This is a genomic window from Variovorax nitratireducens, from assembly GCF_051216545.1.
Lineage (GTDB): Bacteria > Pseudomonadota > Gammaproteobacteria > Burkholderiales > Burkholderiaceae_C > Variovorax.
This window is the reverse complement of record NZ_JBPJZO010000001.1, coordinates 484,097-508,078: the sequence shown is the minus strand read 5'-3', so window position 1 is coordinate 508,078 and position 23,982 is coordinate 484,097. Positions and strand designations below refer to the sequence as shown.

Sequence of the window (23,982 nt, the reverse complement as noted above, 5' to 3'; positions counted from 1 at the left end):
TCAAGTAGGCCCTGTCCCATGTTCACCCGCCCCTCTCGCCACCTTGCGCTGTCATTTGCTATTTTGTTGACGGCTGCCGCCGCGCGTCCCGCGGGCGCTGCAGACACCACATTCGACGAGGTCAAGCGCGCGTTTCGCTCGTCCGACACGCAAGTGCTGGATCGCGACGGCGAGTTGCTGCAGCGCGTGCGCACCGACGCCGCGGTGCGGCGTGGCCAGTGGGTGGCGCTGGCCGATGTGTCGCCGGCCCTGCGCACAGCGATGCTGCTGAGCGAGGACAAGCGCTTCTACGAACACAGCGGTGTCGACTGGCGTGCCGTATCGGCCGCGGCCTGGGGCAACCTCTGGAACACGCGTACGCGCGGCGCCTCGACCATCACGATGCAACTGGCCGGCCTGCTCGACGAAGACCTGCGGCGCGGCGCGGGCGGCCGCAGCTTCACCCAGAAAGTGGGCCAGACGATCGACGCGCAGCGGCTCGAGCGTAACTGGCGCAAGGACCAGATCCTCGAGGCGTACCTCAACACCGTGCCGTTCCGCGGCGAGATCGTCGGCATCGACGCACTCTCGCGCACCTTATTCGGCAAGGCGCCAAGCGGGCTCGACGCGCGCGAAGCCGCATTGGCCGCAGCGCTGGTGCGTGCGCCCAATGCGAAGCCGGCGCAGGTGGCGCAGCGCGCCTGCGAGGTGCTGCGCGCGATGGAGCCGACCCGCGCCAGCGCCAGCGCCAGCGCCAGCAAGGCTGATTGCGAGGCGATGGACATGTTCGCCAGCGCCGCGGTGCAGCGCCGCGCGTTCGACCCGAGCGAAGGCCACGCGCCGCACCTGGGCCGGCGCGTGGCGAAAGAAGCGCCGGCCGGGCAGCACAGCAACAGCGTGCGCACCAGCCTGCGCGCGCCGCTGCAGCGCTTTGCGCTCGGCACGCTGCAACAACAGTTGCGCGAGTTGCGCGGCCGCCATGTCGAAGACGGTGCGCTCGTGGTGCTCGACAACGCCAGCGGCGAGGTGCTGGCCTGGGTCGGCTCGTCCGGCCCGCTGAGCCAGGCGGCGGAGGTCGACGGCGTGCTGGCACAGCGCCAGCCCGGCTCCACGCTGAAGCCGCTGCTCTATGCGCAGGCGATCGCCGAGCGGCGGCTCACGGCCGCATCGCTGCTCGACGACTCTTCCGCCCAGCTCAACACCGCGAGCGGCCTCTACATTCCGCAAAACTACGACCGCCAGTTCAAGGGCCATGTGTCGGTGCGCACTGCGCTGGCCTCGTCGCTCAACGTGCCGGCCGTGCGCACGCTGGTGATGGTGACGCCCGAGGCCTTCGCGCGCCAGTTGCGCGCGGCAGGCCTGCCGCTGCGCGAAGGCGGCGACTACTACGGCTACAGCCTGGCGCTGGGCAGCGCGGAGGTGTCGTTGCTGGCGCTCACCAACGCGTACCGGACGCTGGCAAACGGAGGGCGGTATTCGGAGACGCGCGATGTCGTGGCGGCGGCGCCCCCTTCCCTGCCTGCGCCCGCAGGGGGAAGGAGCCCGACGCAGGCGCTCGATGCGCGGGCGGCGTTCATCATTGGCGACATCCTCAGCGACTCGAACGCACGCGCGCGCACCTTCGGGCTCGACAGCGTGCTCGGCACCCGTTTCTGGACCGCGGTGAAAACCGGCACCAGCAAGGACATGCGCGACAACTGGGCTATCGGCTGGTCGCAGCGCTACACGGTCGGTGTGTGGGTCGGCAACGCGAGCGGGGCGCCGATGTGGGACGTGAGCGGCACCAGCGGAGCCGCGCCGGTCTGGGCCGAGGTGATGCGCTTCTTGCACCGGCGCGAACCGAGCCGCGCGCCCGTGCCGCCGGCAGGGCTGGTGCAGGCGAAGGTGTCGTTCGGCAGCGGCGGCGCGGATGCCGGGCCGCTCGAAGCGGCGCGCAGCGAGTGGTTCCTGCAAGGCACCGAGCAGGCGCTGTTTGCGATCGACCCTCCCGCGGGGAGCGCCATCGCCCGCATCACCGCGCCGGCAGACGGCACCATCATTGCGCTCGACCCCGATATTCCGCCGAACCGGCAGCGCCTGCGCTTCGAAACCGATGCGCCCGGCAGCGGTCTGCAATGGCGCATCGACGGCAAGACCATTGCGCGCGGCGCCAGCGCGCAGTGGCTGCCTTGGCCGGGGCGGCATGCGGTGCAACTGGTGGATGCACGCGGCCAGCTGCAGGACGAGATCCGGCTGGAAGTGCGCGGTGCCGGCGTGCGCGCCGGTGCGGCTCGGGCGCAGTAGCCTCAGTAGCTCAGTAGCTCTTGTACGGCAGGAACTTGCCCGACAGCACGACGTTGACGCGGTCGCCCTTCGGGTCGGCCTCGCGCTGGATGTCCATGCTGAAGTCGATCGCGCTCATGATGCCGTCGCCGAACTCCTCGTGGATCAGTTCCTTGATGGTCGTGCCGTACACGCTCACAACTTCGTACCAGCGGTAGATGAGCGGGTCGGTCGGCACGACCGTGGGCAGCGAGCCCTTGTACGGCACCACCTGCAGCCACTTCTGCTCTTCGCTGGTGAGGCCGAAGATCTTGCCGACAACCTTGGCCTGCGCCGCATCGAGCGTCATCTGGCCCAGGCAGGCCGCGGTGACCCACTCTTTGGAGAGGCCGACCTTCTTCGCGACATCGGCCCATTGCAGGCCCTTGGCCACCTTGACGGTGATGATTTTTTCGGTGACGTCGTTGCGGTTCATGGGCGGATGCTCCTGTGGAATGGGTGTGGTGGCTGGTGGATGACCAAAGCGCTTCTGTCTCCGTATGACGGGCAAGCAACAGGCGTGCCGCACTCTTACGACAGGCGTGCCGTTGCTTTGCGTTTCGGGGCGGGCCGCTGGCGGCGGGTGGCCCCTTCCGCGAATGTCCCCCGGGCTTCGCCCTCCTCCTTTATTTCGCTGCAGGGGCCACCCACCACCAGCGGCCTTGGGCACGCTCTGCCTGTTCAGCGCGAAACGGTCACGCCGCGTCCAGGGTCAGGGCGGTGGGGCACGCTGCGCAGCGAAATAAAGGAGGAGGGCGAAGCCCGGGGGACATTCGCGGAGCAGCGTGCCCCACCGCCCTGAGCCCACCCTGAGCCCGCCCCGAACCCGCACCAGATCGACGAAGCCGTTACCTGCCCCAGCGCAGCACCAGCGGATCGAGCCTCCGCGCAGTCTCCAGCAGGCCGGCGCGCGTATCCGGGTGCATCGGCGGCAGCGGATGGCGCGGTGCCTCGCACGCAATCACCCCACCCTCTTTCATCAAGGATTTGGCCGCAAGCAACCCGGCCTGCCGATTTTCGTAGTTGATGAGCGGCAGCCACTGCTGGTACAGAGCAAAGGCCTTGTCGCGGTCGCCCCGGCGGTGCGCTTCGATGATCGGGCGAATGCCGTCGGGGAAACCTCCACCGGTCATCGAACCGGTCGCACCGGCATCGAGATCGGGCATCAGCGTGATCGCCTCCTCGCCGTCCCACGGGCCCTCGATGGCCTCGCCGCCGAGCCGGATCAGTTCGCGCAGCTTGGACGCCGCACCCGCGGTTTCGATCTTGAAGTAAGCGACCTGTTCGATCTCGTTCGCCATGCGCGCCAGGAACGGCGCCGACAGCACCGTGCCTGCGGCCGGGGCGTCCTGGATCATGATCGGAATGTCGATCGCATCCGAAAGACGCGCGTAGAACTCGTGGATCTTCGGCTCGGGCACACGGAAGGTCGCGCCATGGTAGGGCGGCATCACCATCACCATCGCGGCACCCATGTCCTGCGCGCGGCGGCTGCGCGCGGCGCAGACAGCAGTTGCGAAATGCGTGGTCGTCACGATCACCGGTACGCGCCCGGCCACATGTTCGAGCGCCATGCGGGTCAGCACTTCGCGTTCGTCGTCGGACAGCAGGAACTGCTCCGAGAAATTGGCAAGGATGCAAAGCCCGTCGGAGCCGGCATCGATCATGAAATCGATGCAGCGCTTCTGGCTTTCGAGATCCAGCTCGCCCGATTCGGTAAAAGTGGTCGGCACGACCGGAAAGATGCCGCGGTATCTGGGATTGGAAAGGCTGTGGTTCATGGGTTGGGCAGTGCTTTTAGATGCGGTCTTTTCAAGGAACACCGCGGAACCGGCTTCGCCGGGCCGCTGGTGTTGCCCCCGGCAGGGGGTTGGCGAAGCGACACGAAGTGCGCGAAGCCTGGGGGCGAGCTAATGAGAATGGCGTGGAACATCGGCGCCGCGGCAGCCGACGAGAAAGTCGAAATCGCAGCCTTCGTCGGCCTGCAGCACATGCTCGACATACAGACGCTGGTAGCCGCCGCGCTGCGGCGCGGTCGTGGTCGCCAGGGCGCGCAAACGCTCCGCGAGTTCGGCGTCGCTGATGTCCAGATGCAGTCGCCCCGCTTCGCAGTCGAGCTCGATCCAGTCGCCATCGCGCACCGCTGCGAGCGGCCCGCCGTCCGCTGCCTCGGGCGCCACGTGCAGCACCACGGTGCCATAGGCGGTGCCGCTCATGCGTGCGTCGGAAATGCGCACCATGTCCTTGATGCCCTGGCGCAGCAGCTTGGGCGGCAAGCCCATGTTGCCGACCTCGGCCATGCCGGGGTAGCCCTTGGGCCCGCAGTTCTTCATGACGAGCACCGAGCTCGCGTCGACGTCGAGGTTCTCGTCGACGATGCGCTCCTTGTAGTGCTCCAGGTTCTCGAACACGACCGCACGGCCGCGGTGCTTGAGCAGTTCGGGCGACGCGGCCGAGGGCTTGAGCACCGCGCCGCGCGGCGACAGGTTGCCGCGCAGGATGCAGATGCCGCCGTCCGCGATCAGCGGCTTGTCGAGCGGGCGGATCACCTCGTCGTTGTAGCTGGGCGCCTCGCGCACGTTGTCCCAGAGCGAGCGGCCATTGACGGTGAGCGCATCCGGATGCGGCAGCAAGCCGTGTTCACCGAGCCGGCGCAGCACCGCCGGCAGCCCGCCGGCGTAATAGAACTCTTCCATCAGAAAGCGGCCCGAAGGCTGCAGGTCGACCAGTGTCGGCGTGCCGCGGCCGATGCGCGTCCAGTCCTCGAGTTCGAGCGGCACGCCGATGCGGCCTGCAATCGCCTTGAGATGAATCACCGCATTGGTCGAACCGCCAATCGCGGCGTTGACGCGGATGGCGTTCTCGAAGGCCTCGCGCGTGAGCACCTTCGACAGCGTCAGCCCTTCGCGCACCATCTCGACTGCGCGTATGCCCGACATCTGGGCCAGCACATAGCGGCGCGCATCGACTGCGGGAATCGCGGCGTTGTGCGGCAGCGAGGTGCCGAGCGCCTCGGCCATGCAGGCCATGGTGGAGGCGGTGCCCATCGTGTTGCAGGTGCCGGCGGAGCGCGACATGCCGGCCTCGGCCGAAAGGAACTGGTGCACGTCGATCTCGCCGGCCTTGAGCGACTCGTGCAGGCGCCACACGGCCGTGCCCGAGCCGATGTCCTTGCCATCGAGCTTGCCGTTGAGCATGGGGCCGCCGGTGACGACGATGGCCGGCACGTCGCAGCTCGCCGCGCCCATCAGCAGTGCGGGCGTGGTCTTGTCGCAGCCGGTGAGCAGCACCACGCCGTCGATCGGGTTGCCGCGGATCGCCTCCTCCACGTCCATGCTCGCGAGGTTGCGCGTGAGCATGGCGGTCGGCCGAAGGTTCGATTCGCCATTGGAAAACACCGGAAACTCGACCGGGAAACCGCCCGCTTCGTAGATGCCGCGCTTGACGTGTTCGGCGATCTTGCGGAAGTGAGCATTGCAGGGCGTCAGCTCCGACCATGTGTTGCAGATGCCGATGACCGGGCGCCCGTCGAATTCGTGATCGGGGATGCCCTGGTTCTTCATCCAGCTGCGGTACATGAAGCCGTTTTTGTCGGCCGAGCCGAACCACGCGGTCGAACGCAGTTTTTTGGGGGAGGTGTCCGTCATGCGGGAGTCCTGAGGGGAAAAGCGTCAGCGGCGCGGGGCGCGTGACGTGAAAAAGCGTTGCAGCAAGCAGAAGAAGAACAGCAGTGCGCCGACGACGATGCGCGTCCACCACGAGCTCAGCGTGCCATCGAAGGAAATCAGCGTCTGGATGATGCCGAGCATCAGCACGCCGAACAGCGTGCCCGCCACATAGCCCACGCCGCCGGTGAGCAGCGTGCCGCCGATCACCACCGCAGCGATGGCGTCGAGCTCGAGGCCCACCGCGTGCAGTCCGTAGCCCGAGAGCATGTAGAAGGTGAAGATGACGCCGGCCAGCGCGGAGCAGAAGCCCGAGAGCGTGTAGACGCCGATCAAGGTCGAGCGCACCGGCAAGCCCATCAGCATCGCCGAATGCTCGCTGCCGCCGATGGCGTACACCGCACGGCCGAACGGCGTGCAATGCGCGATGAACACGGCCGCCAGCACCACCACGATGGCAATCACCGCGCTGATCGAAAGCGAGGCCTCGCCCCAGACCGGAATGCGGATCTGCGACACCTCTGCGTAGAACTCGTTCGTGATGCTGACCGAGTCGATGCTGATGAGGTAGCAGAGCCCGCGCGCGAGGAACATTCCCGCAAGCGTCACGATGAAGGGCTGGAGCCGGAAGCGCTCGATCAAAAGGCCCATGAACGCGCCGAACATCGTTCCCATGAGCAACACCAGAGGGATCACGATGGCCGGGCTCCAGCCATGCTTTTCGACCAGAGAAGCCGAGACCATGGTGGTGAGAGCGATGACGGAGCCGACCGACAGGTCGATGCCGCCCGACAGGATGACGAAGGTCATGCCCACCGCCACGACGATCAGGAAGGCGTTGTCGATCAGCAGGTTCAGGAACACTTGTGTCGAGAAAAAGCCCTCGTAGAGCACTGAGCCCAACGTGCCCATCAGCACGAACAGCGAGATGGTGGCCGTCAGCGGCAGGTACTTGGGGTTGAAGCGCGAACGGCGCGGGGCGGCAGCCGGCGCGGCCACTGCATCCTGGCCGCCGCGCTGGGGCAGCACGGCGCTCACGAGCGCACCTCGCCCAGCGCCGGCCGCCGCACCCAGCCGCCGACCGTCGCGCGGAACTCGGGCGACTGCAGCAGCATCACGAGAAACACCACCACCGCCTTCACCACCAGATTGATCTCGGGCGGAACGCCGAGCGAATAGATCGCGTAGGTGAGGGTCTGGATGATCAAGGCCCCGATCACGCTGCCCACCAGGCTGAAGCGCCCACCAGTGAGTGCAGTGCCGCCCAGCGTGACGGCAAGGATGGCGTCGAGCTCCAGCAGCTGACCGGCATTGTTGCCGTCCGCACTCTTCACGTTGGAACTGATCAGCAGGCCCGCAATGCCGGCGCACATGCCGCAGAACGCGTAGGCGCCGACGACCAGGCGGCGCGCCTGCACGCCTGCGACGCGGGCCGCCGTCGGATTGATGCCCACCGCCTGGATGAACAGACCCAGCGCAGTGCGCGTGATCGCGAGATACAGCAGCGCGAACAGTGCCGCCACGATGAACAGCGAGAACGGCAGTCCGAACAGGTAGCCACTGCCCAGAAAGAAGAACGGTGCGTAGTAGATCGTGATGATCTGCCCGCCGGTGATGAGTTGCGCGATGCCGCGGCCGGCCACCATGAGGATCAGCGTCGCGATGATCGGCTGCATGCCGACCCTGGCAACCAGCAGCCCGTTCCACAGCCCGCACAGCAGCGCGATGCCGATTGCCGCCAGGATGGCCAGCGGCATCGGAAACCGGCTCGTGTCGGGCGTGACGGCGCCGCCGATCATCCAGGCCGCCAGCGCGGCCGCGATGGCCACCACCGCACCGACCGAGATGTCGATGCCGCGTGTTGCGATCACCAGCGTCATGCCGAGCGACACCAGCACCAGCGGTGCCGCGCGGTTGAGGATGTCGATCAGGCTGCCGTACAGATGACCGTCGCGCCATTCGATGTGGAGGAAGCTCGCGTTGAACGCGGTGTTGAGCGCCAGCAGCAGCAGCAGCGTGATGATTGGCCAGGCCAGGCGGTGGCTCATGAAGGACGAGAGGCGCGTCATGTGTTCTGCCTTGCTCCTTCCCCTTCCGGGGGAAGGTTGGGATGGGGGCAAGCGGCCTTCACCGCCGCGCAGTGTTGGAGGCCGCGCGCCCCCACCCCTGCCCTCCCCCGGGAGGGGAGGGAGAAAATCAAAAGAGTGCTCATGCTGCGGCAATCATTTCGTAGACCTCGTCCTCGGTCGCGCCGCCGGGCAGCTCGCCCACCTTGCGGCGATCCCGCAGCACCACGATGCGGTGCGCCACCCGCACCACCTCGCTCATTTCGGAAGAGATGAAGAGCACCGCCATGCCGGCCTGCGCCAGGCGCAGGATCTGCTCCATGATTTCCTGCTTGGCGGCGACATCGATGCCACGGGTGGGCTCGTCGAGGATCAGCAGGCGCGGCTCGGTCGCGAGCCAGCGCGCGATCATGGCTTTTTGCTGGTTGCCGCCCGACAGCAGGCCGATCGGCGTTTCCACGCTGGCGGTCTTGATCCCGAGCGACGCAACGTAGCGCTCGGCCAGCGCTGTCTGCTCCGCGCGCGACAGGAAGCGGCGCGTACCCAGCCTCGCCTGCAACGCAAGCGCGATGTTTTCGCGCACCGACAGCTCGGCCACGATGCCGTCGGTCTTGCGCTCTTCGGGACACAGCGCGAGACCTTCGCGGATCGCATCGGCGGGGTTCGAGAAACTGACCGCACGGCCATCGATCCTGAGCACGCCACGGTCGGGCGCCTCGAGCCCGAACAACAGCCGCGCAAGCTCGGTGCGGCCGGCGCCAAGCAGTCCGGCAAGGCCCACGATTTCGCCCGCGCGCACACGCAGATCCATGGCGTTCAGCTGGCCGGCCTGCCCCACGCCCTCGGCCTGCAGCAGCGCGGTGGCGGTCTCGTCGAAGGCCGGCAGCGCGGCAGGCCGGGCCGCCTGGGCTGCCAGCTCGCGCCCCAGCATCGCGGCAATCAAGGCCTGCGGCCCGAGTTCGCTCGCGCGCCATTCGCCCACCCAACTGCCGTTGCGCAACACCGTGATGCGATCCGACACCGCGTACACCTGGTTCAGGAAGTGCGTGACGAAGACGATCGCAAGGCCCTCGCCGCGCAGCCGGCGCAGCACCTCGAACAGCTTGTTGACTTCGTCGTCGTCGAGGCTGGAAGTCGGCTCGTCGAGGATCAGCACCTTGGACGACACACCCAGCGCACGCGCAATGGCCACCATCTGCTGCACCGCGACCGAGTAGCTCGACAGCAGCCGCGTCACGTCGATGTCGAGCCCGATGCGCGCGAGCAGCTCGGTCGCCCGGCGGTTGACCGCCGACCAATCGATCCGGAAGCCCTGCGCCACCCCGCAGCGCGGGTAGCGGCCGGCGAACACGTTCTCGGCCACAGAGAGGTTCGGGCACAGGTTGACCTCCTGGTAAACCGTGCTGATGCCCACTTGTTGGGCCTCCAGCGGCGAGGCCGGTTGGATCGCCTTGCCGGACAGCCGCATCTCGCCGCCGCTGGAGGGGAACACGCCCGTCAGCACCTTGATCAGGGTCGACTTGCCCGCGCCGTTCTGGCCCATCAGCGCATGGATCTCGCCCGGATACAGCCGCAGCTGAACGTCGTTCAGCACACGGTTGCCGGAAAACGACTTGTGGATTCCGGTCAGCTCCAGAACGGGCGCGACGCTGGCGTTCGTCATGCTCACTTGTTCTTGTTGTAGACGTCGATGAACACCGCGGCGAGCAACACCAGGCCCTTGATGACCTGCTGGTAGTCGATGCCGATGCCGAGGATCGACATGCCGTTGTTCATGACGCCCATGACGAACGCGCCGATGACCGCGCCCATCACCTTGCCGACGCCGCCCGATGCCGAGGCCCCGCCGATGAAGCAGGCGGCAATCACGTCGAGCTCGAAGCCCAGCCCCGCCTTCGGCGTCGCGGTGTTCAGGCGCGCGGCAAACACCAGGCCGGCCAGCGCGGCCAGCACGCCCATGTTGACGAATGTGAGAAACGCGAGCCGCTGCGTCTTGATGCCCGACAGGCGGGCCGCCTTCTCGTTGCCGCCGAGCGCGTAGATGCGCCGGCCGACGGTGGTGCGGTTGGTGACGAAGTCGTAGGCCACGATCAGCACGCCCATCACGATCAATACGTTCGGCAGCCCCTTGTACGAGGCCAGCAGGTAGCTCAGGTACAGGATGACGCCCGCAAAGAAGATGTTCTTCACCAGGAAGAATGCATAGGGCTCCTGCGCCATGCCGTGCTTCGCAAGCTTGGCACGGCCGCGCAATGCAAAGAACAACATTGCGGCCGCAAGCAACGCGCCCAGCACAACCGATGTCGTTCGCAGTTCTTCACCGCCGAAGACGTCCGGAATGAAGCCCGAGCTGAGGCGCTGGAACGCCTCCGGAAACGGGCCGACCGACTGCCCCGCCAGCAGCGCGAGCGTGAGGCCCTTGAACACCAGCATGCCGGCCAGCGTGACGATGAACGACGGAATGCGGAAGTACGCGACAAACCAGCCCTGCGACGCACCGATGACACCGCCGGCGACCAGGCACACGAGCGTCGTCGGAACGAAGTGCCAGTTGTATTCGACCATCAGCACCGCGGCCAGGGCACCGACAAAGCCGCAGACCGATCCGACCGAAAGGTCGATGTGGCCTGCCACGATCACCAGCAGCATGCCCAGCGCCATGATCACGATGTAGCTGTTCTGCAGCAGCAGGTTGGTGAGGTTCAGCGGCCGCATCAGCGTGCCGTCCGTCAGCACCTGGAACAGCACCATGATCGCGACCAGCGAGATCAGCATGCCGTACTCGCGCAGATTGCTCTTCAGGAAGCCTGCATTCGCCTCCTTCACTTCACTCGTCATGAACCGAACTCCCTGAATTGACGATCGCGCGCATTATTTTTTCCTGCGAGGCCTCGGCGGCCGTGTACTCGGCGACGAAGCGCCCTTCATTCATGACGTAGATGCGGTCGCACATGCCGAGCAGCTCGGGCATTTCCGACGAGATCATCAGGATGCCCTTGCCCTCGCTCGCCAGCGCGTCGACGATGGTGTAGATCTCGTACTTGGCGCCGACATCGATCCCGCGCGTCGGCTCATCGAGGATCAGCAGCTCGGGCTTCGCGAAAAGCCACTTGCTGAGCACCACCTTCTGCTGGTTGCCGCCCGACAGGTTCACCACGTGCTGGTAGATGTCGGAGCAGCGGATGTTGAGTGCGCGGCGGTAGTCGGACGCCACCTGGAACTCGAGCCCGTCGTCGATCACCATCGCCTTCGACACCGCTTCGAGATTGGCCAGGCTCACGTTTTTCTTGATGTCTTCGTCGAGCACCAGGCCACAGCCCTTGCGGTCTTCGGTCACGTAGGCAATGCCGTGGTCGATCGCCTTGCGGATCGTCCCCAGATCGACCTCCTTGCCATGCATCAGGGCGGTGCCGCTGATGCGCTGGCCATACGAGCGCCCGAACACGCTCATCGCGAACTCGGTGCGGCCTGCGCCCATGAGGCCGGCGATGCCGACTATCTCGCCCCGGCGCACGTGCAGGTTCACACCCTTGATCTGTTCGCGGTCGGCGTGCAGTTCGTGGTGCACGCGCCAGTCGCGCACCTCGAAGATCGTCTCGCCGATCTGCGGGTTGCGCTGCGGGTAGCGATGCGCCATGTCGCGCCCGACCATTCCGCGGATGATCCGGTCTTCGCTGATCGGCGTGGTGCGGCAGTCCATCGTTTCGACCGTCCCGCCGTCCCGCAGCACGGTGATGGAATCGGCCACCTTGGCGATCTCGTTGAGCTTGTGCGAGATCAGGATCGACGCAATGCCCTGCGCCTTGAGCTCGAGCAGCAAGGCGAGCAGCGCATCGCTGTCGCTTTCGTTGAGACTCGCGGTCGGCTCGTCGAGGATCAGCAGCTTGACCTCTTTCGAGAGGGCCTTGGCAATCTCCACCAGCTGCTGCTTGCCCACGCCGAGGTTGGTGATGAGCGCGGTGGGCGGCTCCTTCAGGCCCACCTTGGCGAGCAGTTCGCGCGTCTTGGCATAGGCGGCGAACCAGTCGATCACGCCGCCGCGCGCGGTCTCGTTGCCGAGAAAGATGTTCTCGGCGATCGACAGCAGCGGCACCAGCGCGAGCTCCTGGTGAATGATGATGATGCCGAGCTTCTCGCTGTCGGCAATGCTCTTGAACCGGCGCGACTCGCCCTCGAAATGGATCTCGCCGGTGTAGGAGTCGGCCGGGTAGACGCCGCTGAGCACTTTCATCAGCGTCGACTTGCCGGCGCCGTTTTCCCCGACCACCGCATGGATCTCACCCGCGCGCACTGCGAGGTTGACGTTGTCGAGCGCGTTCACGCCCGGAAACGTCTTGGTGATGCCCCGCATCTCCAGAATCGCGCCGTTCATCGCGTTCAAACTACTTGACCTGGCTCTCGGTGTAGTAGCCGCTGTCGATCAGCACCGGCTTCCAGTTCGAGATGTCCACGCTGACCGGCTTGAGCAGGTAGGACGGCACGACCTTGACGCCGTTGTTGTAGGTCTTGGTGTCGTTGACCTCGGGCGTCTTGCCGGACAGCATCGCGTCGGCCATCGCCACCGTGACCTTTGCCAGTTCGCGCGTGTCCTTGAAGACGGTCGAACTCTGCTCCTTGCGCAGGATCGACTTGACCGAAGGCACTTCTGCGTCCTGGCCCGAGACGACCGGCATCGGCTGCTTCGGCGAGCCGTAGCCCACGCCCTTGAGCGACGACAGGATGCCGATCGACAAGCCGTCATAAGGCGACAGCACCGCGTCGACGCGATCCTTGGTGTAGTAGGCCGACAGCAGGTTGTCCATGCGGGCCTGCGCCACGGCGCCGTCCCAGCGCAGCGTGCCGACCTTCTCCATGCCCATCTGCTTGCTGCGCACCACCAGCTTGCCGCTGTCGATGTAGGGCTTGAGCACCGAGAGCGCGCCGTTGTAGAAGAAGAAGGCGTTGTTGTCGTCCGGCGAGCCGCCGAACAGTTCGATGTTGAACGGGCCCTTGCCGCCCTTCAGGTCGAGCGCCTTCTCGATCGACTGTGCCTGCAGCACGCCGACCTGGAAGTTGTCGAACGTGGCGTAGTAGTCGACGTTCTTCGAGCCCTTGATGAGCCGGTCGTAGGCGATGACCTTGACGCCCTTGTCGGCCGCCTTCTGCAGCACGTCCGACAGGGTGGTGCCGTCGATGGCCGCGATCACCAGCACCTTCGAACCCTTGGTCACCATGTTCTCGATCTGCGCGAGCTGGTTCGGGATGTCGTCGTCGGCGTATTGCAGGTCGGTCTTGTAGCCCTTCTCCTTGAAGTACTTGACCATGTTGGCGCCGTCGGCGATCCAGCGCGCCGACGACTTGGTCGGCATCGAGATCGCGATCGGACCCTTGTCCTGCGCATTGGCCGACGGCGTGAAGCCGACGATGGCGAAGGCGATACCTGCGAGCGAGGCCTTGAGGAAATTGCGTTTCATGGTGTGACGAGCTCCGTCATTTTTTGGTGGATATGGTCTTGTTCCAGGAACACCGCGGAACCGGCTTAGCCGGGCCGCTGGTGTTGCCCCTGCAAGGGGGAGGGCGAAGCGACACGAAGTGCGCGCAGCCTGGGGGTGTGCTTAGTACTTGCGCTTCGGGAATTCCTTGGCCGCGACTTCCATCGGGAAGATCGTTTCCTCGGTGACGATGCGCTTGGGCAGCGGCTTGCCAGCCTTGATGTCCTTCACGGCGCTCATCAGCTGCGGGCCCAGCAGCGGGCTGCATTCCACCGACACGTTGAGCTTGCCGGCGATCATGGCTTCGAAGGCGCCCTTGACGGCGTCGATCGAGATGATCGTGATGTCCTTGGCGGGCTTCATGCCGGCTTCCTCGATGGCCTGGATCGCACCGATCGCCATGTCGTCGTTGTGCGCGAACAGCACGTTGATCTTCTTGCCGTCGGCCTTGAGGAAGGCTTCCATGACCTCCTTGCCCTTGGCGCGCGTGAAGTCACCGGTCTGCGAGCGAATGATCTTGAACTTCGGGTCGGCCTTGATGATTTCCTCGAAGCCCTTCTTGCGGTCGATCGCGGGTGCCGAGCCAACGGTGCCCTGCAGCTCGACGATGTTCACGTCGCCCTTCTGGTCTTTCATCTTTTCCACCAGCCAGCGGCCGGCCTTGCGGCCTTCTTCGACGAAGTCGGAGCCCATGAAAGTCACATAGAGCGAGTCGTCTTTCGAATTGACCGAGCGATCGGTCAGCACCACCGGGATCTTGGCGGCCTTGGCCTCGCGCAGCACGGTGTCCCAACCGGTTTCGACCACCGGCGAGAACGCGATCACATCGACCTTCTGCGCGATGAAGGAGCGGATCGCCTTGATCTGGTTCTCCTGCTTTTGCTGAGCGTCGGAGAACTTGAGTTCGATGCCGGCCTCTTTGGCAGAGGACTTGATCGACTCGGTGTTGGCGGTGCGCCATTCGCTCTCCGCGCCGACCTGGCTGAAGCCGAGGACGATTTTTTTCTGCGCCAGCGCAGTGGCCGGCAGCAGACTCGCGAGCGAGGCGGCCGCGAGTGCGGTGGTGAGGGTACGACGGGTCAGTTTCATGGTGTTGTCTCCTGTTGGCGTGATGAAAAACTCTTCGGCCTGATTGGCTCAGGCCATCATGTACCCCGTCTTGACCGAGGTGTAGAACTCCGCGGCATAGCGGCCCTGCTCGCGCGGCCCGTAGCTCGACCCCCTACGCCCGCCGAACGGCACATGGAAGTCGACACCCGCGGTCGGCAGATTGACCATCGTCATGCCAACCCTGGCGTGGCGCCTGAAATGCGTCGCATGCTTGAGCGAGGTGGTGCAGATGCCCGCGCAAAGACCGAACGGCGTGTCGTTGGCCAACGCCAGCGCGTGCTCGTAGTCGTCGGCCTGCAGCACGCAGGCGATGGGGCCGAAGATCTCTTCGCGCGCAACGCGGTGCGACGGCTTCGCGATGAAGAGGGCCGGGCTCATGAAATAGCCTGCGGTCGCGCGCTGCACTGTGTCGCCACCGAACACGTGCTCCGCGCCTTCGTCGCGGGCGATCTTCATCCATGCCAGGTTCTGTTCGAGCTGGCCGCGATCGACCACGGGCCCGATGTCCACGCCGTGTTCCAGTGCATGGCCAACGCGCAAGGCCGCAAGCCGGTGGCGCACGCGCACCACGAACGCGTCGTGCACGGACGCCTGGACGATCAGGCGGCTCGACGCCGTGCAGCGCTGGCCGGTCGAGAAGTAGGCGCCCTGAACGGCACAGTCAACCGCCCGATCGAGGTCTGCATCCTCGAGCACCACCAGCGGGTTCTTGCCACCCATCTCGAGCTGCACCTTGGCACGCCGTGCGGCAGCGGAATGCAGGATGCGTTCGCCGGTGGCGACCGAGCCGGTGAAGCTCAGCGCATCAACCAGCGGGCTGTCGACGATGGTTTGCCCGACCTCGCGGCCACTGCCCATCACGAGGTTGAAGGTGCCGGCCGGCAATGCGGCGCGGCTGATGATGTCGGCCAGCGCCCAGCCACAGGCGGGCACCAGCTCGGCGGGCTTGAACACGACACTATTGCCGTAGGCCAGTGCGGGCGCGATCTTCCACGCGGGAATGGCCAACGGAAAGTTCCACGGTGCAATGAGCCCGACCACGCCGACCGGCTCGCGCGTGATGTCGACCTGCACGCCGGGGCGCACCGATGGCAGCGTCTCGCCGCCTGCACGCAAGGCTTCACCGGCGAAGAACTTGAAGATGTGCCCCGCGCGCGCAGCCTCGCCGATGGCTTCCGGCAGGGTTTTCCCTTCCTCACGCGCCAGCAGCAAGCCCAGTTCATCCTTGCGCGCGAGGATCTCGCTGCCGATCTGGTCCAGCACATCGGCACGCCGCTGCGGCGTGGTCTGGCTCCACTGCGGGAAGGCGTCGGCGGCGGCGCGGATCGCGAGTTCGGTCTGGCTCCGATCTGCACGCGCGTATTCGGCGACCACTTCGCTGGTGTCCGACGGGTTGCCGCTCAGGCCTGCGGTAACGCCAGTCTCCCAACGGCCATTGATGTAATGGCGGGCGTGTTGTGTGATGTCACTGCGTTTCAAAGTGGGGCGAGTGTAAGAATCGCGCCCATAACTTTCCAATCAAGATTTGGATTGAATCAATGCCAGAAACAGCATTCAGGTAAACCCCATGACGAACTACACGCACTGGTTCATCCGTGCGCGACTCAAGACTCGACAGCTGCTGTTGCTGGTGGCGCTGGCCGAGGAAGGCAACATCCATCGTGCGGCGCAGGTGCTCAACATGACGCAGCCGGCCGCATCGAAATTGCTGAAAGACCTCGAGGACGTGCTGGAGGTCTCCTTGTTCGACCGCCTGCCGCGCGGCATGCGGCCCACCTGGTATGGCGAGACCATGATCCGGCATGCCCGCGTCGCACTGGCAAGCCTGAACCAGGCGCATGACGAGCTGACGGCACTGAAGGCAGGGCGCTTCGGGCAGGTGAACATCGGCGCCATCACCTCCCCGGGCCTGGCGCTGCTGCCCGGTGCGGTGGCCGTGGTCAAGCGCGACCAGCCGACCTTGCGCGTCTCGCTCGAAATCGAAACCAGCCCGGTGCTGCTGGAGCGCCTGGAGCAAGGCAAGCTGGACATCCTGGTGGCGCGGCTGTTCGCGGAGCACGACAAATCGAAGCTGCGCTACGAGGCGCTGATCGAAGAGCCCGTGTGCGCGGTGGTGCGTCCCGGCCACCCGTTGCTCGGCATGACCGGGCTGACGCTGCGCGACGTGGTGTCGGCCGGCTGGATCGTGCCGCCCGCAGGCAGCGTGCTGCGGCATCGCTTCGAGCTCATGTACCAGGAAGAAGGCCTGGCGCCACCGCTCAACGTGATCGAGAGCGCCGCCCTGCTCTTCATCACGCGCATGCTGGAGCAGAGCGACATGATCGCGGTGCTGGCCACCGAGGTCGGGCGCTACTACGCCGCGCACGGCATCGCGGCCGTGCTGCCGCTCGCCATGCCCTGCCACATGGACGCCTTCGGCATCATCACGCGAACCGACCGGCTGCTCTCGCCGGCGGCGAAGATCATGATGAAGGCGCTCAAGGACGAGAGCCTGAAGGTTTACGGGCGGCGCCTGGATCCCGACTGAACCGCGCCTGCACCCCAACGGAGTTGCGATTGAACACACCACTGCTGCCCGCGCCCGTCGTCTCGGGTTCCCCTCAATGCATCTGGGCTGCGGGGGCGACCCTGGGCGAAGGCACCCTGTGGTCGCCTCGCGAGCAGGCGCTCTACTGGGTCGACATCCTTTCGTGCCAGCTGCACCGGTTCCGGCCTTCGGACGCAGCGCGCACGACCTGGCAGTTTGACGAGGAGATCTCGGCGGTGGCCGAGCGGGCCACAGCGCCGGGGTTGATCGTCACGCTCCGGCGCGGCTTTGCACTGTTCGACCCGGCCGAGCCGGCACCCGCGCCGCGCTACCTGCACCAGCCGGAGCCGACCCTGCCGGACAACCGCTTCAACGATGGCAAATGCGATGCGGCGGGCCGCTTCTGGGGCGGCACGATGGACTTTGCCTGCGAAGCGCCCACCGGTGCGCTCTACCGCTACGACGCCGATGGCCGCTGCACGCAGCACGAGCATGGCTTCGCCGTGACCAACGGGCCCACCTGGTCGGCGGACGGCGCCACGATGTACTTCAACGACACGGTGACGGCACGCGTGTATGCCTACGACTTCGATGCGGCCGCGGGCACGCTGTCGAACAAGCGCCAATGGTTGCGCTTTGCCAAGGACGATGGTTTTCCGGACGGCATGACCACCGATGCCGCAGGCCGGCTCTGGATCGCCCATTGGGGCGCTGCGTGTGTGAGCTGCCACGACCCGGTGACGGCGGCCGAACTCTGCCGCGTGCGCCTGCCGACACGGCACATCACCAACTGCGCTTTCGGCGGTGAAGACCTGCGCACGCTGTTCATCACCAGCGCCGCGAGCGGGCTGACGCCGGAACAGCGCGCGGCCGAGCCGCTGGCGGGCGGGCTGTTCGCGGTGCGGGTCGATGGCGGCGGCGTGCCGGCCGGGCGCTTCGCCGGGTAGCCCGGCCGGCCGACGCTTCAAGCCACGCCGAACCGATGCAGCGTCGTGCTGCGGAACACTTCGCCCGGCCGCAGGATGGTCGACGGAAATCCGTTCTGGTTCGGTGAATCCGGAAAGTGCTGGGTTTCCAGGCACAGGCCATCGCCCTGCCGCCAGGCGAGGCCCGCCGTGCCGACCAGGCTGCCATCCAGAAAATTGCCCGAGTAGAACTGCACGCCCGGCTCGGTGGTGTGGATCTCCAGCACGCGACCCGATGCCTCGTGCGCCAGCCGCGCCGCCAGCGCCAGGCTGTCGCCAACATCACTGCTGCGGTCGAGCACCCAGTTGTGGTCGTAGCCGCGCGCGCGCAGCAGCTGCGGGTGCCCTTCGCGGATGCGCGCACCGATCAGCGTCGCGGCGCGGAAGTCGAAGGGCGTGCCCGCCACCGCTTCGATGCCGGTCGGGATCAGCGTCGCATCGACGGGCGTGTAGCGGCTGGCCGGGATGGTGAGCCGGTGGTCGAGCACCGATCCGCTGCCGGCCAGGTTGAAGTAGTCGTGGTGGCTCAGGTTGACGGCCGTCGCCTGGTCGCACACGGCGTGGTAGTCGATGCGCCATTCGTTGGCGGCGGCGCTGAGGGTGTAGCGCACGGTGGCCTGGAGCTCACCGGGGTAGCCCTCTTCGCCATCGACGCTCGTGTAGCGCAGTTCCAGTGCGACGTCGCCGGTGGCATCATCCCGCGAGGGGGCCAGCGCCCACCAGCGCGCGCCAAAACCCTTCAAGCCGCCGTGCAGCGAATTGGGGCCGTCGTTCACGGTGAGCTGGTGCGACACGCCATCAAGCGCCAGGCGCCCGCCCGCGATGCGGTTGGCATAGCGCCCCACGATCGTCCCGAAATGCGGATTGCGCGCGACGTAGTCGTCGAGTGATGGCAGATCCAGCACCACGTTGTCGCTGCGGCCGTCGCGATCGGGCACATGCAGCGCCGTGACGATGCCGCCGTAGTTGATGGCGGCCAGGCGCAGGCCGCGGCCGTTGTCGAGCGTGTACTCGGTGACCTCGCGGCCGTCGGGCATGCGGCCGTAGGGGCGTTCGGTGATTTTTGAAGTCAAGCAGTCCTACTCCAGTTTGGTCATCAGCCTCTGCAGGGGGATGGATGTAGCCGACAGGGGGCTTACTCTCCGTTCACTAGAGACACCCCGTCCACCGGCTTGATCATCCATTTCGAAACGTCTGCGCCCAACCCGTGAATCAGCGCATCCATTGAGCTGCATTCAGTGGTCTCCGCCGTGATATCAGAGTATTGGGTGTGCATCTGGCGCAGGCCTTTGAATTGCGCAGTTGGCAGTCCCGGTCGTTCGAGCACAGCATGGATGACCACGATCGTGGGGCCACCGGCGCTGACGGTCACTATGTCCATGATTTCGATCTTCAGCAAAGGGGCGGCGTCCCTTCCGGTACCCAACACGGGGAGCACAACTTCATACCGCGCCTTCAGCTGATCTTGCACCGCCTGACGCAACGGGTTCGGCACGCCGCACGCGTCATCGGATTCAGACATCTGGCGGCCCTGGTAATTCCCGTACACGACTGGCGGCAGTATCACCGTGTTGTAGGCAACAGCCGCGGGTGGCATTCGCTCAGGCGGCTGGGGATTGTGTGAATCGCAAGCAGCCAGAATTGAGCTCACCGCCATCGCGATGCACGAATTGCGCACGGATTCTCTTACGGTCATTGACTGACAGGGAAGACGTGAAGCATTCGACCATGGTCTAGCGCTACGCTGACATGAGTCTTGGCAAAGGCAATGCTGCCAATGGATGGCTTTCTCATCGGGGTTGTTCCTGGTGTTTCGCGATCGACATGAGCGGCAAGCTGAGGGCACTGTACGCGTTTTGTTACAGTAGACGTAGTTGGATGAATTTTGCACAACCGACTACCTACCGGGCAACCGCCCCAGTCAAAACAAAGCTATAAGGAAATATACTGCATGCAGGCCATTAATTATAAAATGGAATACTCGATTCTTGAGTACGTTTTCGGTCTTATTGGCCCGGTAATCATCATTGCCGCAATATTTTATCCAATTGCCGATCTGAAAATAGGAACCTTGCGGCTTCACCTGCCGACAGGCGTGGCCAATGGCGCCCTCATATTACTCGGGGCTTTTGTCACGTATCTTACGGTTGCAACACTTTTTAAGAAGCGGGCGGCCAATAGCCAAGGAGCCAGCATTGTTCTTGATGAGCACAGCATGTCTTTCACGACCGTTAAGAAATTCGCTGGCGTACTGACCACCGTGAACTATGACGCAATCGATAAAATCACCATCACGGATATTCCGGAAACCTCAACATCGAGCGCAGAGAAAACGATAGAAATTAGTGCGCCATCAACGGCGTTTAAAAAATTTGAGTTCGATGCCATTCACATGGCGAAAGATTCGGACTTTGATGCTCTTGTGGGCGCGCTCAAGCATCGCGCCATGAATGCGGCCTTCAAGCAAATCTAATTTATGGGTTTCTTGCATAAATTATTGCAGATAGTTTCTGGAAAAAAATACAGAAATTGCCCCAGTGGCGCCGCAGTGGATCCGGCAGCGCAGCGGGCACTTCGCGCTGGGCTCATCAACTCCGAGCAGATCATGGCGTATTGCGACAGTTACACAACTGGACTGTCTGACAATACTCTCACCGAGGGGCTTGGCTCATACTGGGATATAAGCTCGCCTCAGGAGGCGGCTGTAACTCTGGAATGGCTCGGTCGCTATGGGCATCGCTTTTTTTACGACATTGTTTTTCGGGTTTACAGCGATGGTGCTTCAGGAGAGGGGCGCCAAGAGGTGCTTGAGGCATTGGTAGCCAGTGGTCGATACGGCTCTCCGGAAACGGTGCGTGAGCAGCTTGGCGCGCAGGAGCCCTGCGAGGAAAAAGATCTCGTTTTCTCTGCTTTGGAGCAGGCCATGGAGATGTTGGAGAATCTGCGATCCATTTTTCGCCTTCTCGAAGACAAAGTTAATGGCTCGTATCCCCCCAAGGATTACAGCGCCGGAATACTTGCCTGGGATCTCGGTCGCCTCGTCACTGTTGCAAGGATGTCATTGGACTGCAAATACATTGAGCAGGCTGAATTCAGCCGTATTCTTGTGCATGTTGATGAAAAATTACGTCTGAATTTTTCATCCTGGCCACAGTTTGCAAAGAGCTACATCATTGGTCGGGCCAGTTGGGGAGGCCAGAATATGACGCTAGGCGGAATTATCGGTATTGCCGAAGATCTTATGACTGATGAAAAGAGCCCTTGGGTGCTGTCTCCCCTGTGAGTGTCATTCATAGAGCGTTTACGGCGCTACTGCCCGTTTACGACGTTATTGGGAAAGATCAATAGGGGAGTTGGGTGATGCGCGTCATTCGACCGTCACCGACTTCGCCAGGTTGCGCGGCTTGTCCACATCGGTGCCGCGCGCGCAGGCCGTGTGATAGGCCAGCAGCTGCAGCGGCACCACATGCAGCAGCGGGCTCAGCGCGCCGTAGTGCTCGGGCATGCGGATCACGTGCAGGCCTTCGCCGCCGACGATCTTCGTGTCGCCGTCGGCCAGCACGTACAGCACGCCGCCACGGGCACGCACTTCCTGCAGATTGCTCTTGAGCTTTTCGAGCAGGGCGTCGTTGGGCGCCACCGTGACCACCGGCATCTCGCTCGTCACCAGCGCCAGCGGGCCGTGCTTGAGTTCGCCGGCGGCATAGGCCTCGGCGTGGATGTAGGTCACTTCCTTGAGCTTGAGCGCGCCTTCGAGCGCGATCGGGTAGTGCAGGCCGCGGCCGAGGAACAGCGCGTTCTCCTTGCGCGCAAAGTCTTCCGACCAGCTGATGATCTGCGGCTCCAGCGCCAGCACCGACTGCAGCGCGACCGGCAGGTGGCGCATCTCCTTCAGGTAGCGCGCTTCGTCTTCGTCGCTGAGCCGCCCCTTGGCCTGGGCCAGCGCCAGGGTCAGCAGGAACAGGCCGGCCAGCTGCGTCGTGAATGCCTTGGTCGACGCTACGCCGATCTCGACGCCGGCACGCGTGATGTAGGCCAGCTTGCACTCGCGCACCATCGCGCTGGTGGCGACGTTGCAGATGGTCAGCGTCTGTTCCATGCCGAGGCTGCGTGCATGCTTGAGTGCAGCCAGCGTGTCGGCGGTTTCGCCCGATTGCGTGATCGTCACGACCAGCGTCTTCGGATCCGGCACGGAGTCGCGGTAGCGGTATTCGCTCGCGATCTCGACCTGGGTCGGGATCTTCGCGATGCCTTCGAGCCAGTACTTAGCGGTGCAGCCGCTGTAGTAGCTGGTGCCGCAGGCCAGGATCAGAACCTTGTCGATGTCCCTGAACACGCGGTGCGCGCTGGCGCCCACCGTGCCGTTGTCGCCGACGCCGTCGAACAGTTCCGGCGCAATGCCGACCACGCCTTCGAGCGTGTCGGCGATGGCGCGCGGCTGCTCGAAGATTTCTTTTTGCATGTAGTGGCGGTAGGGGCCGAGTTCGGCCGCGCCGCTGTGCGCCTGCACCGTGCGCACGGGTCGCTGCCCGGTGGACAAAGGCTTGTGCGCGCGGTCGACGATCCAGTACTTGCCGGGCTGCAGGTCGACCACGTCGCCCTCTTCGAGGTAGACGATCTGGTCGGTCACGCCGGCCAGCGCCATCGCGTCGCTGGCGAGGAAGTTCTCGCTGCCGTCCTGGCCCACGCCGAGGATCAGCGGCGAACCGGCGCGCGCGCCGACCACGCGGTGCGGTTCGTCGCGGCAGATCACGGCGATGGCATAGGCGCCGTGCAGCTGCAGCACCGCGGCCTTGACGGCTTCGAACAGGTCGCCGTCGTAGAGGCTGTCGATCAGGTGCGCGATGACCTCGGTGTCGGTCTGGCTCTGGAACACATAGCCCCGGGCCTGCAACGCAGCGCGCAGCGGCTCGTGGTTTTCGATGATGCCGTTGTGCACCAGCGCCACGCGCGCCGGCCGGGCGCTGTCGACGCCCTCGCCCGTGCCGTGGCTGAAATGCGGATGCGCGTTGTGCACCACCGGCGCACCGTGCGTGGCCCAGCGCGTGTGGGCGATGCCGGTCAGGCCTTCGACATGGTCTTCGGCCACCTGCGTCAGCAAGTCGGCCACGCGCGAGGTGGTGCGGGCGCGAGTCAGGCCGCCGGCGTGAACCGCCACGCCGCAGGAGTCATAGCCCCGGTACTCGAGCCGCTGCAGGCCCTGGACCAGAACCGGAACGATGTTGCGATGGGATGCCGCGCCGACGATGCCGCACATTGGATGCTGCCTTGAGGAGTTGTCTGAGGGAGAGATGGTAGGCAGCTTGCCGAAAACAATGCTTCCAACTTCCCGCACTTGGTGAAATTAAATTTCTTCATTCATTGGTTTCGGATTTTTCCTCCATAATTCATTGGAATATGGAATCAATATCGCTCGATGCCACCGACATTCGCCTGCTCGATGCATTGCAGCACGACGCTTCCCAGACCAACCAGCAGCTCGCGGCGGATGTTCACATTTCCCCGCCGACCTGCCTGCGGCGCGTGCAGCGGCTGCGCACGGCGGGTCTGATCGAGCGCCAGGTGGCCCTGCTTTCGCCCGACCGGCTGGCCCCGTTGCTGGGCCACGGCCTGCAAGCCGTGGTCGAGATCGCGCTGGATCGGCAGGACACTGCCGCGCTGGACGCCTTCGAAGCGCGCGTGGTCGCCGACGACGCAGTGCAGCAGTGCTACCGCGTCTCGCCCGGCCCCGACTTCGTGCTGATCGTGGCCGCGCGCGACATGCCGGGCTACCTGGCGCTGGCGCAGCGGCTGTTCACGGCCGACGCCAACGTGCGCAACGTCAAGGCCTTCTTCAGCCTGAAGCGCTCGAAATTCGAACCCAGGGTGCCGCTCACGCCCAGCTCGGCGGCCTGAGGC

General features: G+C 65.0%; 20 protein-coding genes. 6 read left to right on the top strand and 14 right to left on the bottom strand.

Annotated features, from left to right (window positions below):
* Positions 1-18: 18 nt before the first annotated feature.
* Positions 19-2,262, top strand: a complete 2,244-nt coding sequence (gene pbpC, locus ACSFA8_RS02360; protein WP_435477915.1) for a penicillin-binding protein 1C — start codon at positions 19-21, stop codon at positions 2,260-2,262.
* A gap of 10 nt (positions 2,263-2,272) precedes the next feature.
* Here pbpC and cynS read toward each other — a convergent pair whose 3' ends face one another.
* The 11 genes from cynS to ACSFA8_RS02305 all read right to left on the bottom strand — a co-directional run bounded on the left by cynS (position 2,273) and on the right by ACSFA8_RS02305 (position 16,071).
* Complete coding sequence (cynS, locus tag ACSFA8_RS02355; RefSeq protein ID WP_435477914.1) at positions 2,273-2,716, bottom strand: cyanase; 444 nt, start codon at positions 2,714-2,716, stop codon at positions 2,273-2,275.
* A gap of 412 nt (positions 2,717-3,128) precedes the next feature.
* On the bottom strand, positions 3,129-4,061 hold the full coding sequence (locus ACSFA8_RS02350; protein WP_435477913.1) for a dihydrodipicolinate synthase family protein: 933 nt from the start codon (positions 4,059-4,061) through the stop codon (positions 3,129-3,131).
* 129 nt (positions 4,062-4,190) lie between these two features.
* Positions 4,191-5,927: an IlvD/Edd family dehydratase gene (locus ACSFA8_RS02345; RefSeq protein WP_435477912.1), complete on the bottom strand. Its 1,737-nt coding sequence runs from the start codon at positions 5,925-5,927 to the stop codon at positions 4,191-4,193.
* A 24-nt stretch (positions 5,928-5,951) separates the two neighbouring features.
* The gene (gene yjfF, locus ACSFA8_RS02340) at positions 5,952-6,944 is read right to left on the bottom strand and encodes a galactofuranose ABC transporter, permease protein YjfF (RefSeq protein WP_435478437.1); all 993 of its coding nucleotides are present in this window, start codon (positions 6,942-6,944) and stop codon (positions 5,952-5,954) included.
* A 35-nt stretch (positions 6,945-6,979) separates the two neighbouring features.
* Entirely contained in the window at positions 6,980-8,014 is a 1,035-nt protein-coding gene (locus ACSFA8_RS02335; protein WP_435477911.1) for an ABC transporter permease, read from the bottom strand.
* A 139-nt stretch (positions 8,015-8,153) separates the two neighbouring features.
* Positions 8,154-9,674: a sugar ABC transporter ATP-binding protein gene (locus ACSFA8_RS02330; RefSeq protein ID WP_435477910.1), complete on the bottom strand. Its 1,521-nt coding sequence runs from the start codon at positions 9,672-9,674 to the stop codon at positions 8,154-8,156.
* A 2-nt stretch (positions 9,675-9,676) separates the two neighbouring features.
* A complete protein-coding gene (gene mmsB / locus ACSFA8_RS02325; protein WP_435477909.1) occupies positions 9,677-10,849 on the bottom strand; it encodes a multiple monosaccharide ABC transporter permease in 1,173 nt (390 codons plus the stop codon).
* Positions 10,839-12,383: a multiple monosaccharide ABC transporter ATP-binding protein gene (mmsA, locus tag ACSFA8_RS02320; RefSeq protein ID WP_435477908.1), complete on the bottom strand. Its 1,545-nt coding sequence runs from the start codon at positions 12,381-12,383 to the stop codon at positions 10,839-10,841. Before mmsA ends, mmsB begins: the two co-directional genes overlap by 11 nt.
* A gap of 10 nt (positions 12,384-12,393) precedes the next feature.
* Positions 12,394-13,464 carry a multiple monosaccharide ABC transporter substrate-binding protein gene (chvE, locus tag ACSFA8_RS02315; protein ID WP_435477907.1) on the bottom strand — a complete coding sequence of 357 codons (1,071 nt, stop codon included), beginning with the start codon at positions 13,462-13,464 and terminating at the stop codon, positions 12,394-12,396.
* Between the two features lie 141 nt (positions 13,465-13,605).
* Complete coding sequence (locus ACSFA8_RS02310) at positions 13,606-14,571, bottom strand: ABC transporter substrate-binding protein (protein WP_435477906.1); 966 nt, start codon at positions 14,569-14,571, stop codon at positions 13,606-13,608.
* 48 nt (positions 14,572-14,619) lie between these two features.
* Positions 14,620-16,071: an aldehyde dehydrogenase family protein gene (locus ACSFA8_RS02305; protein ID WP_435477905.1), complete on the bottom strand. Its 1,452-nt coding sequence runs from the start codon at positions 16,069-16,071 to the stop codon at positions 14,620-14,622.
* Positions 16,072-16,159: 88 nt separating this feature from the next.
* Between ACSFA8_RS02305 and ACSFA8_RS02300 the strand changes: the two genes are divergently transcribed.
* Both ACSFA8_RS02300 and ACSFA8_RS02295 read left to right on the top strand, forming a co-directional pair.
* On the top strand, positions 16,160-17,119 hold the full coding sequence (locus ACSFA8_RS02300; protein WP_435477904.1) for a LysR family transcriptional regulator: 960 nt from the start codon (positions 16,160-16,162) through the stop codon (positions 17,117-17,119).
* Positions 17,120-17,148: 29 nt separating this feature from the next.
* Positions 17,149-18,066: an SMP-30/gluconolactonase/LRE family protein gene (locus tag ACSFA8_RS02295; RefSeq protein WP_435477903.1), complete on the top strand. Its 918-nt coding sequence runs from the start codon at positions 17,149-17,151 to the stop codon at positions 18,064-18,066.
* Positions 18,067-18,083: 17 nt separating this feature from the next.
* Here ACSFA8_RS02295 and ACSFA8_RS02290 read toward each other — a convergent pair whose 3' ends face one another.
* A complete protein-coding gene (locus tag ACSFA8_RS02290; protein WP_435477902.1) occupies positions 18,084-19,157 on the bottom strand; it encodes an aldose epimerase family protein in 1,074 nt (357 codons plus the stop codon).
* A 62-nt stretch (positions 19,158-19,219) separates the two neighbouring features.
* A complete protein-coding gene (locus ACSFA8_RS02285; RefSeq protein WP_435477901.1) occupies positions 19,220-19,780 on the bottom strand; it encodes a hypothetical protein in 561 nt (186 codons plus the stop codon).
* A 255-nt stretch (positions 19,781-20,035) separates the two neighbouring features.
* On the opposite strand from ACSFA8_RS02285, the gene ACSFA8_RS02280 reads away from it, so the two are divergent.
* Entirely contained in the window at positions 20,036-20,557 is a 522-nt protein-coding gene (locus ACSFA8_RS02280) for a hypothetical protein (RefSeq protein WP_435477900.1), read from the top strand.
* Between the two features lie 3 nt (positions 20,558-20,560).
* Positions 20,561-21,367 (top strand): DUF1266 domain-containing protein, encoded by an 807-nt coding sequence (locus ACSFA8_RS02275; protein ID WP_435477899.1) that lies wholly within the window; start codon positions 20,561-20,563, stop codon positions 21,365-21,367.
* 84 nt (positions 21,368-21,451) lie between these two features.
* On the opposite strand, the gene glmS is transcribed toward ACSFA8_RS02275, so the two are convergent.
* Positions 21,452-23,341 carry a glutamine--fructose-6-phosphate transaminase (isomerizing) gene (gene glmS, locus ACSFA8_RS02270; protein WP_435477898.1) on the bottom strand — a complete coding sequence of 630 codons (1,890 nt, stop codon included), beginning with the start codon at positions 23,339-23,341 and terminating at the stop codon, positions 21,452-21,454.
* Between the two features lie 140 nt (positions 23,342-23,481).
* On the opposite strand from glmS, the gene ACSFA8_RS02265 reads away from it, so the two are divergent.
* Positions 23,482-23,979 (top strand): Lrp/AsnC family transcriptional regulator, encoded by a 498-nt coding sequence (locus tag ACSFA8_RS02265; RefSeq protein ID WP_435477897.1) that lies wholly within the window; start codon positions 23,482-23,484, stop codon positions 23,977-23,979.
* Positions 23,980-23,982 lie beyond the last annotated feature (3 nt).